The 14,069-nt window shown below is 45.4% G+C and carries 16 protein-coding genes and 1 riboswitch; of the genes, 10 read left to right on the top strand and 6 right to left on the bottom strand.

Translation table 11 applies throughout. The features are described 5' to 3' along the window. Nucleotides 1-33: 33 nt before the first annotated feature. Nucleotides 34-558 carry a hypothetical protein gene (locus ACTQ34_RS00460; RefSeq protein ID WP_069988603.1) on the bottom strand — a complete coding sequence of 175 codons (525 nt, stop codon included), beginning with the start codon at nt 556-558 and terminating at the stop codon, nt 34-36. Between the two features lie 386 nt (nt 559-944). After that, nucleotides 945-1,139, bottom strand: coding sequence for a helix-turn-helix domain-containing protein (locus ACTQ34_RS00455; RefSeq protein ID WP_441361999.1), 195 nt, complete (start codon nt 1,137-1,139; stop codon nt 945-947). A gap of 323 nt (nt 1,140-1,462) precedes the next feature. Next, a riboswitch (FMN riboswitch) is annotated at nt 1,463-1,578 on the top strand. Between the two features lie 100 nt (nt 1,579-1,678). On the opposite strand from ACTQ34_RS00455, the gene ACTQ34_RS00450 reads away from it, so the two are divergent. Then, on the top strand, nt 1,679-2,320 hold the full coding sequence (locus tag ACTQ34_RS00450) for an ECF transporter S component (protein WP_441361998.1): 642 nt from the start codon (nt 1,679-1,681) through the stop codon (nt 2,318-2,320). Nucleotides 2,321-2,329: 9 nt separating this feature from the next. Continuing rightward, nucleotides 2,330-3,022, top strand: coding sequence for a riboflavin kinase (locus ACTQ34_RS00445; protein ID WP_441361997.1), 693 nt, complete (start codon nt 2,330-2,332; stop codon nt 3,020-3,022). A gap of 36 nt (nt 3,023-3,058) precedes the next feature. On the opposite strand, the gene ACTQ34_RS00440 is transcribed toward ACTQ34_RS00445, so the two are convergent. The 4 genes from ACTQ34_RS00440 to ACTQ34_RS00425 all read right to left on the bottom strand — a co-directional run bounded on the left by ACTQ34_RS00440 (nt 3,059) and on the right by ACTQ34_RS00425 (nt 5,668). Next, complete coding sequence (locus tag ACTQ34_RS00440; RefSeq protein WP_441361996.1) at nt 3,059-3,430, bottom strand: cysteine-rich VLP domain-containing protein; 372 nt, start codon at nt 3,428-3,430, stop codon at nt 3,059-3,061. Beyond that, entirely contained in the window at nt 3,427-4,755 is a 1,329-nt protein-coding gene (locus ACTQ34_RS00435) for a relaxase/mobilization nuclease domain-containing protein (RefSeq protein WP_441361995.1), read from the bottom strand. The genes ACTQ34_RS00440 and ACTQ34_RS00435 overlap by 4 nt, the downstream gene beginning before the upstream one ends. Next, nucleotides 4,716-5,045: a plasmid mobilization protein gene (locus ACTQ34_RS00430; protein WP_441361994.1), complete on the bottom strand. Its 330-nt coding sequence runs from the start codon at nt 5,043-5,045 to the stop codon at nt 4,716-4,718. Before ACTQ34_RS00430 ends, ACTQ34_RS00435 begins: the two co-directional genes overlap by 40 nt. Nucleotides 5,046-5,299: 254 nt before the next feature. Further along, the gene (locus ACTQ34_RS00425; RefSeq protein WP_441361993.1) at nt 5,300-5,668 is read right to left on the bottom strand and encodes a helix-turn-helix transcriptional regulator; all 369 of its coding nucleotides are present in this window, start codon (nt 5,666-5,668) and stop codon (nt 5,300-5,302) included. Between the two features lie 146 nt (nt 5,669-5,814). On the opposite strand from ACTQ34_RS00425, the gene ACTQ34_RS00420 reads away from it, so the two are divergent. The 8 genes from ACTQ34_RS00420 to ACTQ34_RS00385 all read left to right on the top strand — a co-directional run bounded on the left by ACTQ34_RS00420 (nt 5,815) and on the right by ACTQ34_RS00385 (nt 14,068). After that, on the top strand, nt 5,815-5,994 hold the full coding sequence (locus ACTQ34_RS00420; RefSeq protein WP_441361992.1) for a DNA-binding protein: 180 nt from the start codon (nt 5,815-5,817) through the stop codon (nt 5,992-5,994). Nucleotides 5,995-6,045: 51 nt separating this feature from the next. After that, nucleotides 6,046-6,729, top strand: coding sequence for a response regulator transcription factor (locus ACTQ34_RS00415; RefSeq protein ID WP_441361991.1), 684 nt, complete (start codon nt 6,046-6,048; stop codon nt 6,727-6,729). Continuing rightward, nucleotides 6,726-7,757 carry a sensor histidine kinase gene (locus ACTQ34_RS00410; protein ID WP_441361990.1) on the top strand — a complete coding sequence of 344 codons (1,032 nt, stop codon included), beginning with the start codon at nt 6,726-6,728 and terminating at the stop codon, nt 7,755-7,757. Before ACTQ34_RS00415 ends, ACTQ34_RS00410 begins: the two co-directional genes overlap by 4 nt. A 120-nt stretch (nt 7,758-7,877) precedes the next feature. Continuing rightward, the gene (locus tag ACTQ34_RS00405; protein WP_441361989.1) at nt 7,878-8,543 is read left to right on the top strand and encodes an ABC transporter ATP-binding protein; all 666 of its coding nucleotides are present in this window, start codon (nt 7,878-7,880) and stop codon (nt 8,541-8,543) included. Between the two features lie 13 nt (nt 8,544-8,556). After that, nucleotides 8,557-11,073 (top strand): ABC transporter permease, encoded by a 2,517-nt coding sequence (locus tag ACTQ34_RS00400; RefSeq protein WP_441361988.1) that lies wholly within the window; start codon nt 8,557-8,559, stop codon nt 11,071-11,073. Between the two features lie 181 nt (nt 11,074-11,254). Further along, complete coding sequence (locus ACTQ34_RS00395; protein ID WP_441361987.1) at nt 11,255-12,169, top strand: ATP-binding cassette domain-containing protein; 915 nt, start codon at nt 11,255-11,257, stop codon at nt 12,167-12,169. Beyond that, nucleotides 12,162-13,016: an ABC transporter permease subunit gene (locus ACTQ34_RS00390; protein WP_441361986.1), complete on the top strand. Its 855-nt coding sequence runs from the start codon at nt 12,162-12,164 to the stop codon at nt 13,014-13,016. The genes ACTQ34_RS00395 and ACTQ34_RS00390 overlap by 8 nt, the downstream gene beginning before the upstream one ends. Nucleotides 13,017-13,636: 620 nt before the next feature. Next, a complete protein-coding gene (locus ACTQ34_RS00385; protein ID WP_441361985.1) occupies nt 13,637-14,068 on the top strand; it encodes a sigma-70 family RNA polymerase sigma factor in 432 nt (143 codons plus the stop codon). The last annotated feature ends 1 nt before the right edge of the window (nt 14,069 follow it).

Below are 14,069 nucleotides of genomic sequence, written 5' to 3'. Positions count from 1 at the left end.
AGAACACTGTTGAAAGTGTCCTCTGCAACTTTTTTAGATATTCTCTTGCCGTGTTAAACCAGTTATATTATAAAATTCATCTGTAAACTTTATCTCTTTATACGGAAAATCCTTTTGGAGTTTTTTGATATAATCAAATGGATTTTCTATCGGTTCAACCTCTAAATTAGAGGAAATATTTTGAAGTATGCTTTGCACTGGCTCACTACTTGTATATCTAACTTCATCAGGATCATTCATAAAGTTTTCAAAAGCATCTTTATCCATCCACACTACTTGTTGAATTGCATTTGTTGTTTTCAGAGAAAGAAGCAACCTTAAAAAATCTGTAAAATCTTTAGCAAGTGGATAAACATAATAATTACAGCACGTTTCTGGATTTACGCAAAAAACAATCTCCTTAAATCCCTTGATAAAGCAATAATGTATTCCATTATCCCACCCAATAATTTGGGCTCCAATCGGCGTACAAAAAAATGGTTCTCTCAATTCGATTGATAGACCTATGGGCGAGGTGTCTAAATTTAATTTCTTGAACTTATCAAATATATTCTCCATAATCAGCTCTCCACATCAAAAATCCTATTTTGTAATCGTACCTTTCATTTTCCTTTCTGTCCATTAAAAAACACAACCAAGGCCCCCGCTACGGCAACGGCTACAATCACACCGAGATCAGTAGATCCATTAAGGAAATCATTTCCTATTGCCATGAATACAACTCCTACAATAAGGGTAACTATCAATGTTATAATTGATTTGAGCATAGTATATTTTTCCCTTTCTTTTAACTTGTAGATACACACTTGATATTCTTTTCTTAGTATATCATCAATGTGGTTTTAGAGCAATACAATATGAAATATAAAGTGTAAGAGTGATCTAAGCATCGCAAAGCGCCGGGCGCGGGGGCTGTGTGCCTCTGCGTCCGGCGTTCTTTTTCTTTATGCCTGCCCCATCGGGAAGTGTGGCAGTTCTTCCAGCAGTTTCAGAATAAGGTGCTGCTTCATATCTTCGTCAACGGCCAGCACGTCGATCATAGGGGTGTAGTGTTGGATCACCTTTTCTTTGGCCCACTTCTCACCGGCGACGGCGGCCTTGATGGTATCAATGTCCAGCAACATTTCCTGTTCGGCCATCGTGTCAACTCCTGTCGTTTTTTGTCTTATTCCAGCATACCACAGAACCGGCAGGAAAACCAGCGGCGGAAAGATTTTCCTACGCATTTAGAACAGCGTTTCGGCGGGTATATGATAAATCCTCCCACCACCTCACCGACCATGCCGGAAAAGCCCCGGAATACCGGGCGTTTTAAGGCCCTAAATGCGTAGACTGCCAGTATCTTTTCCGCTGACGTATTCGTTTTGCGTATGCCGCAAGATTTCCGAAAAAATTCCGAAATCGTTTAAACATATTGTCAGATTAGAATGTGAGATGTAAAATCACTTTGACAACTGAATAAAGATGTCTTCGGGGCAGGGTGTAATTCCCGATTGGCGGTAAAGTCCGCAAGCGTTTGACGCATGATTTGGTGCAATTCCAAAACCAACAGTATAGTCTGGATAGGAGAAGATAAAGAAATTGTTCGATATTTTTATCGCTGGTTCTTTTACTTTATCAAAATAGGCGCTTGAAAGGCATCACCTTTCAGGTGCCAATTTTTTTCGGAGGAAACGAAATGAATAAAGTAAAAAATATCACAACGCTTGCAATGTTGAGCGCAATCGCTTATGTCGCTATGGTGGTGGGCCGTGTCCCGGTTGTCCTGTTCTTAAAGTATGACCCCAAAGATGTTATCATCACATTAGGCGGTTTGATATGGGGGCCGCTGACATCTTGTATTGTTTCCGTTATTGTGTCTGTAATTGAAATGTTGTCAGTTAGTGAGACAGGCATTTTGGGGTGTATTATGAATATTATTTCCACCTGTTCTTTTGCTTGCACAGCAGCAATCATTTATAAGAAAAAACACACTCTTTCCGGCGCAGTAATGGGTTTAGTGGTTGGTAGTCTGACAATGATTTGTGTTATGCTGTTATGGAATTATCTTATCACACCTCTTTATATGGGTTATCCGCGTGAAGCGGTTGTTCAATTATTGCTTCCAGCCTTTCTGCCTTTCAACGCATTAAAGGCGGGGCTTAATGCAGGGTTTACATTTTTGCTTTATAAGCCTGTAATAACATCATTAAGAAAAAGCGGATATATCGTTACTACATCAAATAAGACTAAAGGGAGGCCATCGGGGCTTATCCTGTTGGCAATCGCAATTATTGTTACCTGTGTTTTGTTGATTTTATCTATGAACGAAATAATTTGAGGAACTTCTATGAACAGAAAACCTATCTACACATCTTTTGGTATAGTCATTCATGGCCGAGGAATTGGTAAGCTGGTTGGAACCCCAACAGCCAATTTGAAAGTTGAAAATGAAAAGCAACTGCCAGAGAACGGTGTGTATATCACACGCATTTTTCTGGACAATCAAATTTATTATGGAATTACACATATTGGAACACGCCCCACGGTGGATAACGATACAGATATATCGGTAGAAACTCATATTTTGAATTTTAGCCGTGATTTGTATGGTAGTAAAATTGAAATACAATTATTTGAAAAACTTCGTAACCCCATGAAATTTGACAATTTATCACTGCTATTGGAGCAGATCAGATTAGACTGCCTCTCTGTGCAGGAATTTTGGGGAATAGACTATTCTTCCTCCCGGCTTACCATAGACATCAAAAAGCATCTTGTTAAGGTAGATGGGAAAGAAGTATTTTTGTCTACAAAAGAGTTTGATGTTTTGTATATGTTATACTCCAATCCAGAAGTTACATTTACAAAAGAAGAAATATATCAGGCCGTGTGGCATGAACCGTCAAATGGATACTGCCATGCGGTAGAAAACACAGTATTTCAAATCAGGAAAAAGACTGCCACCATTGTAAAGGGACTGACATTCATAAAAACCGTAGCCGGGTATGGCTACAAATACAATCCGGTAGGGACGAAGTAAAGTCGCCTTTGCCGGATTGTATTTTCAATATCGCTATTAGGCATCAATTCTTATGGATTTCCAATATCTTTTCCGCTGTCGTTCTGCCTCTTTGCGGCGGCGCATCCGTTTGGCACAGGATGGACAGTATTTGGCCCGGTTGGACTTCGGCATAAATGCAGCGCCGCACTCGGAGCAGGGTTTCACCTCGTCCCGGTCTTTGGTGATCTCGGCACACAGGGTCGCATCCAGCGGGAGAACAGCGGCACGAAACCACCGGCACAGCAGCGAATAGGAAATGCTCTGGACGCACACACATTCCTCGCCGTCGTCCAGCAAGAGGCAGTTTCCGTCACAGTAGTTGCAGCACTCATGCGTCAGCTTCCGGGCCTTGCGATATTGAGGGTAATTCATTCTCGGTATGCTCATAGCTCTTGTGTCCACTCCTTTCCCAGCGTCACCCGCAAAATGCCGTCCACATTCTGCTTGATGATGCCGTATTCCTGCATCTGCTTTTTCGCTTCGCCGTACCGTTCATACAGCCGTTCTTTTTCCTCGGCCAGCCGCTTGTAACCAGCTTTCAGGGCATAAAGATCAGGGAGTTTTTTCACGCCCTGTTCCTTTAGGGTCTTTGCCGCAGCTTCATATAAAATCAACGTGCTTTCATGCTCACGCCGGAATTTGCCCTTGTCCGCTGCCTTGCGATATTCCAGCGCCACGGGCCGGAGCTGCTTGTAGGTGGTGACGTTCTTTATCAGCACCGCCATATCTGCAAGCCGATGTTCCGCAGCTTTCAGGGCAGCGGCGGCCTCGTCGCTGGCGGCGGTGATCTCGGCCACCTTGCTTTCCAAATCCGGGTAAGTGTCTATCCCATGTTCTGTCAGGAAGTTCAGTGTCATTGCGGCCTGCTTCAAGTTGTGGAGCTTCGCCCACTTCTCATAACCCGCCGATTGCTGGGCCTTGATGCTGTTTTCCAGATCAATCCGCAGAGAAATTCCCTTACGCTCTTTGGGCACTCTGGTGATAACGCAGCCTTTGATACGCTCTTTAATAGCTTCCTCGGTGTAGGCTTCCCCCAGCGTCTTACAGCGGGTAAAGCGTTCCTGTCCGGGAGCGCGGAACGAAATAAATTTGCCCGGTTTGAGCTCATAGCCCTGCGCCTGCATGAGCCGCAGGAAATCGTCAAAGCCTTTGGCCTGCGGGATGGCAGCATCAATGGTAACTTTGAGTTTCGCTTTCCAGCTCGTCCCTTTCCGCTGGGCGTCCCACTCGGCGTAGCTTTTGCCCTTACTCAGTCCGGGCTTTACCACGGACAATCCGTTTTCCTTACACAGCCTGTCGCTGGTACGCCGGATATAGGCATAGCTCTGTTTATTGGAAATGTACTTGCGCTGATTCACCATATCCACCGCACAGAAAATGATGTGATTATGGACATGGCCCTTATCAATATGAGTAGTCAGCACATAGGGATATTTCCCTTGCAGCACTTCATCGGCAAGCTGCCTCCCGATCTCATGGGCCTGTTCCGGCGTGGCCTCGCCGGGAGCAAAGGACTGTATCAGATGGTGGGCCAGATTGTTGCCCTTTTGGTACGCCTGCGCCAGCAGCATTTCAAATTCAATGTCTGCTGTTTCATAGGAACAGGCAAAGGAGGACACCAGCAGCTTGTCGTCGGTCTTGTCAGGGTTTTCGATGTAGTCCAGGGCTTTTTTCAGCGTTGACTTGATAGGATGTATCTTTGTAACTGCCATATCTGCGCCAACGCCCCCTTTATATCTTCGATGTCCTGCGCGTACACCGGCCCCATGCTGTTCAGCCGCTTTGCAATCTGATTGACGTTGACGCCGATTTTCTGTATCTCGGCGGTCTGCGCCCGGATGTTGGTGGTGTCCAAGTTGACGATATAGCCGTCAATGAGCATCTTCCGGGCATAAGCTGAAAAGTTTTTCGTGTGCAGCAGCGACATTTTCTGTTCAATCAGCTCCCGTTCCTCCGGCGTCACGGGAACGCGCAGCACAATCTTTCTGGTTCTGTTTACCATGCTTCACCGTCCTTTCCATTCAAGGGGTTTGGGGACTTCCCCAACAAGCAAAACGGACGAGGCCCGACGGGGGCGGGGACAGGCCGTTTTTCGGGAGTGTGGCTACACTCCCTATGCTTGCTACGTTACTGTTTCTCCGCTAACAAGACGTTCCCAAACGCCAAAACTACCCGCAAAATAGACCTCTGGACAGAAAAAAGTGCAAAAAAAGAGGGCGCTTGCGCGTCCCCATAAAAAGAAAACAGAGGATGTTTTTACTCACCCTCCGTTTCTTCGTTTGGCTGTTTGATTTTCAAGGCCCCGTCAATGGCACCCTCCACGATTGGTAGATACTGCTCCGGGCAAAGTTTCAGCTTGTGGCTGACACGTTTCCGATCTTCACTTTCCTCCCGCATGACTTCTGGATTGAAGTAGTGTTCCACGGGCAGGCCGCAAATCTTGATAAGCTGTATCACGACGGGCAGGCTGGGAATCGTCCCCTCATTCTCAATATTGGCGAGATACCGGGATTCGATGTTTACCTTTTCCGCCAAGTCTTTTCGTGTGAGATGTTTTGCTTTCCGCGCTTCCTTTACGTCTGCGCCGAAAGTTTCAAAACCGGGGCAATCTTCAACTTTTGCCATATTGCATCACCCACATACATTGTATATTTCATAGTCTGCTCATGGAATGTTGCTATATGCGGATAGCTTAAACTTTATAATTCATATTTTGTTTGTTGTATTCTTCGAGCAAAGGAATTATAATGTAGCCTGTGGAGGTATGTGGTATGGAATATATGACATTGAAAGAAGCAAGTGAAAAATGGGGTGTGACCCCACGATGGATAAACTATTACTGCACTGCGGGCCGCATCCCCGGTGCTATGAAAGTGGCAACAATCTGGTTAATCCCGAATGATACGGAGAAACCCGCAGATGGACGGAGAAAAGAAAATAAATCACGGTGATATTTCTGTGACATTTTCATGATACCCTATTCAGCGAAAGGATGTGATTATATGAAGTTATTAGTGGTTGAGGATGACCGACTTTTGAATAATACTCTGTGTTACAATCTGTCTACTGCGGGGTATACCGTGGATTCAGCTATGACAAAAGTTGCGGCAACCCACTTATGCGAAAAGCAAGACTACGATTTGATTGTTCTTGATATTAACTTGCCAGACGGAAACGGTTTTGATTTTTGTAAAGAAGTCAAAGAACGCCGTCTCGATACAGCAATCATTTTTCTTACTGCGAATGATATGGAAAGCGATATGCTCCGCGGGTTTGAACTTGGGGCTGACGATTATGTAACAAAGCCTTTTCCTATGAGCGTATTTCAAAAGAAAGTGGCAGCCCTTATCACTCGTATTCAAAAGCAGACAGGCGGGGATTGCTATTCGGACGGAAACTTGCTTATCAATTTTTCCGAAACGACCGCTACTCTTGCCGGGGAGCCGGTTACTTTTACCGCTATGGAATACCGTTTGTTACGTGTGTTTGTAAAAAATCCAAATATAGTTTTAACAAGGCAGGTTCTTCTTGAAAAGCTGTGGGACATTGATGGAAACTTTGTAGATGAACACGCCCTGACAGCCGCAGTCAGCCGGGTACGAAATAAGATCGAGGCGGGCGGTCAGCAGTACATTAAAACTGTTTATGGCATGGGTTATATGTGGATAGGAGGGCTTCAAAAATGAGCGCAAAGAAGCTGTCTGTCAACAAAGCCTGTTTGTTCTTAGGGCTGATACTTTTACTTGCCGTTTTAGCGACTATCATCATTCTATATGATTTGACGCATAGCATATCCGCAATATTATGCTGCCTGTTCTTCTGTGCATTTGTTTTGTTCTGTGTGGGTTGTTTTGTTGCGCTGGTTCGGCGCAAGCTGACTTTATTTTCCGATCTCTTTTGCAGGACGCTTGACGATATGCTGTCTGGGAATATAGAGCCTCTGCAAATGGCCGAAGAAGAAAGCCTGTTCTATAAAATCAATTACCGGCTGGGGCGGCTCTATGAAGTAATGAATGAGAATCGCCGCAATGTTGCTAAGGAACGGGCCGACCTGCAAGAGTTGGTTTCAGATATTTCCCATCAGGTGAAAACGCCGATTGCCAATCTAAAAATGATAAATAGCACGCTCATGGATCAGGAAGTTCCGCCACACAAGCAGAAAGAATTTTTATCAGCTTCCGCAAGTCAGCTTGATAAGCTGGATTTTCTCATGCAGGCTATGATTAAGACTTCCCGACTGGAAACCGGCGTCATTTCTCTGGATAAGAAAAAGCAGACAGTCTATGATACCCTCGCGTCAGCATTGGGTGGCATTTTGCTAAACGCAGAAAAGAAGAAAATTGATGTTTCGGTAAACTGCCCGGAGCATCTGGAAGTTCCTCATGATAGAAAATGGACGAGCGAAGCGTTGTTCAATATTTTGGATAATGCGGTAAAATACACACCGGAAAATGGAAAAATTACTGTGACGGTGGAGTGTTGGGAGTTGTATCTCAAAATCAGCATTGCCGACACTGGAAAGGGCATCCCGGAAAAACATCAAGGCGCGATCTTCAAGCGGTTTTATCGGGAGGACGATGTTCACGATATAGAAGGAATCGGCATTGGGCTGTATCTGGCTCGTGAGATCATTACCATGCAGGGGGGATATATCAAAGTGATTTCTACTCCGGGAATTGGTTCCTGCTTCATGATATTTCTGCTCCGTGATTGATAAAACAGTGAAATGTCACAGGATAGTGAGATTTCAAGGGAAAAAAATATCCTGCGGTGACATTTCTGTGAGGTTTGGTCTTTAAGATAGAGCCATCACAAAGAAAGGATGGTGTTCTATATGAGCATATTACAAACAACCGATTTGAAAAAATATTATGGCACAGAGCCGAACATCACAAAAGCGTTGGATGGCGTGACCCTTTCGATTGAGGATGGAGAATTTGTTGCCATTGTTGGTACTTCCGGAAGCGGCAAGTCTACACTACTGAATATGATGGGTGGTTTGGACACGCCAACTTCCGGCAGTATCAAAGTGAAAGGAAAAGAACTATCCAAATTCAACGACGAACAACTTACGATCTTCCGCAGGCGCAACATTGGTTTTATCTTCCAGAATTACAATCTTGTCCCCGTCCTGAATGTCTACGAAAACATTGTCCTGCCGGTGGAGCTGGACGGTGACACCGTGGACAAGCGATTTATGAAAGAAGTTGTAAAACTGCTGGCTCTTGATGAAAAGCTCAACAGTATGCCCAACAACCTTTCCGGCGGTCAGCAGCAGCGTGTTGCGATTGCCCGCGCTCTTATTTCCAAACCTGCCATTGTTCTTGCGGATGAACCCACTGGCAATCTTGATAGCCGAACAAGCAGTGACGTGTTGGGCCTTTTGAAAGTCACTAGCCAAAAATTCCATCAGACCATTGTAATGATAACCCATAATAATGAGATCGCCCAGCTTGCCGACCGCATTATCCGCATTGAGGACGGCAGAATTTCCGAGTAAAGGGGGCGAAAATATGACTGACATTTTATTTGGAAACAACAACAGACCTGTCCTGAAACTTCTGGCAAAGCGTTCACTGAAAGCACAGAAGAATACGATTGCTGTCTTAGCAATCATGCTTGCCACACTTTTGTTTACCAGTCTGTCCACGATTGCGATTAGTTTGCAGACTGCCATGCAGGAAAGTAACATGAGGACAATCGGCACTTCTGCTCATGTAGGTATTAAGCGGGTATCGTGGGATGAATACGAACTTCTGTCAGCCGATGCAGGAGTGAAAGACATCGGCTATTCTGTCATTATTGGTAATGCTGTGGGGGATAGTTTTAATAAAACACCTACGGAACTGCGCTATGGTGATGCTGCATATGCAGATATAACATTCAATGTTCCTGATACTGGGCGGCTGCCAGAGCTGAAAAATGAGATTGCCACAAGCCGTATTGTCCTGGCGGCAATGGGGCTGCCGGACAAAATCGGCACACAAATGGAACTTACATTTGTGACCGATACAGACACCTTTACCGATACCTTTACCTTGTGCGGTATTTGGGATGGTGACACAGTGGCCTACCGCCAAACAATGTTGCTGTCCAAAGAATACACGGAGCAGGTGGCTCCTATTATTCGAGGGGAAACAGACGGAGCCACGCCCCCAGTAGGAACAGGCTATATTGACACTGTTATGATGATGCCTTCGGAATGGGATATTGAGAAACAGGCATTGGAAGTGACTTCACAATATGGTCTGGATGAACGGGTGAGTATCAATGACGCCTATGGGACAGCGACGGTCAGCCCATCTACTATACTGCCCCTTGTGGCTGGAATCTTGGTTATTTTTATTGCAGGCTATCTCCTGATTTACAATGTGTTTTACATTTCAATCGCACAGGACATTCGGTTTTATGGGATGTTGAAAACACTGGGAACAACCGCAAGGCAGATCAGGAAAATCGTTTACAAAAAAGCAATTAAGCTGTCCCTCGTTGGGATTCCCTTGGGCTTGCTGCTGGGATGGCCCATCGGTCGTTTGCTACTTCCCTTTATCGTGAATATGCTGACGGACGATATGCGGGTAGTTACTACTGTAAACCCGATCATCTTTTTGATTGCAATCATCTTTTCGCTGATTACTGTTTTCATTAGCTGCAAAAAGCCGGCCGCGCTGGCGGCGAAAGTTTCCCCAATGGAGGCGCTTCACTATGTAGAGCAGGCTCCAGCGAAAAGGAAACAGCGGCGTAGCAGACATATCAGCACGACCATGATGGCAAAAAACAATCTCGGACGAAATAAGAAAAAGGTAATCATCGTCACCTTGTCGTTTGCGTTGAGTATCGTTCTTTTGAACAGCGTTTACACTTATGTGACCTCGTTTGACTTTGACAAATTTGTCGCCGATTTCAGTTTGACAGATTTTACTGTCGCTGATACTACGGTTATCAACAGTTACGCCCCGTTTAATACGGCGAATGTAAGTCGGGATTTCATCAGTCAGGCGGAAAGTCTGAATGGTCTTGAAGATATAGGAAGTGTCTACCTGTGGACTTCCAAACAGTCCCTCTCCGAAAACGACCTTGCCCGTTTACAGGAACTTGCCGTTTCTTCCGATGCCGTTGCAAAAGAACTGGGCAATTATATGGTGCGGCAGGAACACGGTGTTAATGTGTACGGTCTGGACGATTTTCCGGCAGGATATATACAGGTTTTGGACGGTGAACTGAACACGGAAAAATGGAGATCAGGAGCAGGCGTATATGTTACACCTATGCAGATGATGGGTGACGGTTCCCTCTATCTATACCAGCCAGGAGATCAGATCAGTGTTCCCCAACTTGACGGAACAAGCAAGGCTTATGAAGTGCTTGCTGTGGTGAATATTCCAAAGGCACTGGAAACTCCTTTGAAAGTGGATATGGGGTTGGATTACATTTTTCCAACAAGTGAATTGCTGGGGAATATGGTAGCTGCCGATCAACCAGCCATGAAAACGATATTCAATGTAGATGATGAAAACCGGCTTGCCGCTGAAAACTGGCTGAAAAACTATACCGCAAACACCGACACTGCACTGGACTATCTTTCTAAAGTTGTTCTGCGGCAGTCTTTTGACGGCATGATAAATATGTACCGTCTTGTGGGCGGTGTACTTTGTGCAATACTGGCGCTTATCGGCATCCTGAACTTCATTAACTCCATGACGACTTCCATCCTTTCTCGGCATAAAGAAATTGCCATGCTGCAATCAGTAGGCATGACAGGCCAGCAGGTCAAACAAATGTTGATCTATGAGGGAATCGGCTATTCCGCTTTGGGACTTTTTTGCTCTCTGATCCTCTCCATTGTCGGGAGCTTGACTGTGGTTCGGATGATGGGGGCAGAATTAAGCTATTTTACATGGCATTTTACCCTGCTCCCCGTTATCCTCTGCATTATCCCGTTGATTCTCATTACAGCTTTTGTGCCGATTGTTTGCTACAACAAAATGGCGCAGAAAACGGTGGTGGAACGGCTACGCATCGCTGAATAAGAATATACAGACATAAACGGCCATCCGACAGGGTGGCCGTTTTCAAATGTCACAGAATTGTGAGGTTTCAGCCGGTAAAAAGTGCCCTGTGGTGACATTTCTGTGAGGTTTCCTCTTTATGATGATTTTGTTAGAAAAAACACTCCGTAAACAGCGAGTGCTATAAAAAGGAGGTAATCTTTTGGACTATGTTCTCAAAGCAGAGGCTTTGACAAAGATTTATGGACACCATAAGGCATTAGACAATTTTTCCATGCACATTCCCAAAGGCTCAATCTATGGACTGGTAGGAAAAAACGGGGCTGGCAAAACGACCTTGCTTCGGCTGATCTGCGGCCTGCAAGAGGCCACCTCCGGGGACTATACTTTGTGCGGTATCAGCAGTCGAAAACATGAAATCCTCAATGCCAGAAAAGAAATGGGTGCGGTCATTGAAACACCGGCGATTTATCTTGATATGTCGGCAACTGGCAACCTAAAGGAGCAGTACCGTATTTTGGGGATACGATCTTTTGATACCATTCCGCAGCTCTTGAAGATGGTCGGCTTGGAAAATACCGGCAGGAAAAAGGCGAGGAATTTTAGCCTTGGAATGAGGCAGCGGTTGGGAATTGCGATTGCCCTTGTGGGGAATCCCCGTTTTTTGGTGCTGGATGAACCGATCAACGGACTTGACCCGCAGGGCATTATTGAAATGCGGCAGCTTCTTCTGAACCTTAATCAGCAATATGGTATGACAATTCTGGTGTCCAGCCATATCCTTGATGAATTATCCCGGCTCGCTACCCACTACGGTTTTATCGACAACGGGAAAATGATAAAGGAAATCAGTGCAAGTGATTTGGAAAATTCGTTCCGCAAATCTGTCCGCATTGAAGTGACGGACGGAAAAGCTCTTGCCGCTGTACTGGAACAAGCGGGCCAGCCTTATAAAATGCTTTCTCCCAATGTGGCAGAGGTTTTTAACAAGGTAAATATTTCCCGCCTGACCGCCGCCCTTGAAAAGTACCAGTGCGAGGTACTTTCCATACAGGAGCGGGAAGAAAATCTGGAAAACTATTATGTTGATTTAATCGGAGGTATTGGCCATGAGTAGACTGTTTACATCGACGTTTTTTCGTATGCTGAAAAAAATCGTGTTTTGGATTCTGCTGATCTGTATGTTTATCTACGGTGTATATAGCGCATCAAATTTTGCTTCGGAGGCCAGTGCGGGCTTTGCGATTGATGGCTGCGTGTTTGATTTTGTTCCATTCATGGGCCTTGTAGCAGCAATTTTTATAAGCCTGTTTGTCGGTTCTGAATACAGTGACGGAACGATTCGGAATAAGCTGGTGGTCGGACATTCCCGGATGCAGATTTACTTGGCAAACCTTATTGCATGTGCGTTTGCCTGCGTATTGATCTCTCTGGCCTATATTGCGGGTATCATTATGGTGAATAACTCCAAAGGCGGTGAACTGCTGGCCGAAACGAATGTCATTGCTATGTGCCTGATAAGCAGCCTTTTCGTTTCCGTAGCCTTTGCAAGCATTATGACGATGCTGGCTATGTTAAATACCAACAAGGCGGGAAATGTGGTTGTAAGCATGATCTTGGCCTTGGTATTACTTGTGTCCAGCTCTTATATCTATCAAAGACTTGGTGAGCCGGAAATGTACGATAACTATGTGAGTGTCAATGAGGTGGGTATTCCCACACAAGTTGAACAAAGTCCGAACCCCCTGTATATTGACGGAACGCCGAGGGCTATTCTTGAAGTCGTCAACGATCTGCTCCCCTCTGGACAGGCCATGCAGCTTGCAGATGCTTTTGATTCAGAGGGAGTAGCGAACAAGGACATAGAAAGTGTTCCTTATCAGTGGTTGGGCTATTCGTTACTGGTAATCGTCCTAACGTCCGGGACGGGGATTGTCCTGTTTAAGAAAAAGGAAATCCGATGACATAAAAACAACAAATTTTGAAATATCATGGGTTTGTGACATTTCAGCTTGTTATTTGGTCGAAATAGCGTTTAACGGTGACAATTTGGTGAGGATTTCCGATTAGAATTAAGAAAATAAAAGAAACTTGTTGCCGGACGACGGCAAAAGAAAAAAAGCCGTCGTACAGCAACCATATTGTTACGCACATTATTCTCAATCGGCGGCTTTGAATTTCAGAGCCGCCGTTTCTTTTTTCTGTTACACTCTGAGACGACCCCGACATTCTGAAAAGCACGGCGGCCCATAGGAGGATACCGCCGTGTCACTTTTATTTTTGCACAATTCGCATGATCTACATCAGCTAAAAAAAGCATAGCTCCCCCTCTAGGTCAGACCGGCCATATATATGAACTATACAATGTAAACTATAATCGTATTGAAACATATCTGCGCCCAGCAGGTCATTTGCGACCTGCCGGGCGTTTTTTGTCGCTTTTTTCGGCCCGAACAAACCCGAAAAAACTTTTTCAAAACATTTCGAAAAGGAGACGTTTAGCGGGTAGCAAAGGGCCTGTCTGGTGTCATGTTGGCGGAAAGGGACAGAACCACCACATCCCCCACAGAAAGGGGGTGAGAAGATGGAAGCTATCCCCCGCGACTATGGCGAACAGTGCCGGTTTGATGCTTTCTGCAAGACCGTACTGCGAAATGAGGCCCGAAACTACCACCGGGATATGAAACGCCAGCGCGACCGTGAAACGTCGTTCAGCGTTCTCCCGCAGGCAGAATTGGACAAGCTCTACACCGTAGATCATTACCCCAGCGACGATTTTGTGTTTTCGTCGCATGGCTATGATTTACATATCGACAACGAGCTTGTGGCCGCCGCATTTGCCAAGCTGTCCCAGCAGGCGCAGAGCATTTTGATTTTGCACTGTGTTTTGGAACTGGCGGACGGCGAGATCGGCGCACTCATGGGAATGTCCAGAAGTGCCGTCCAGCGGCACAGGACTAAAACGCTGAAAGAGCTGCGAACAAAATTGATGGCGTTGATGCCGGAGGGAGGTTAGA

The sequence above is a fragment of the Agathobaculum sp. LCP25S3_E8 genome, from assembly GCF_052117165.1.
Classification (GTDB): domain Bacteria; phylum Bacillota; class Clostridia; order Oscillospirales; family Butyricicoccaceae; genus Agathobaculum.
The sequence above is the reverse complement of the archived record's forward strand: the minus strand, read 5'-3'. Positions and strand labels throughout refer to the sequence as shown.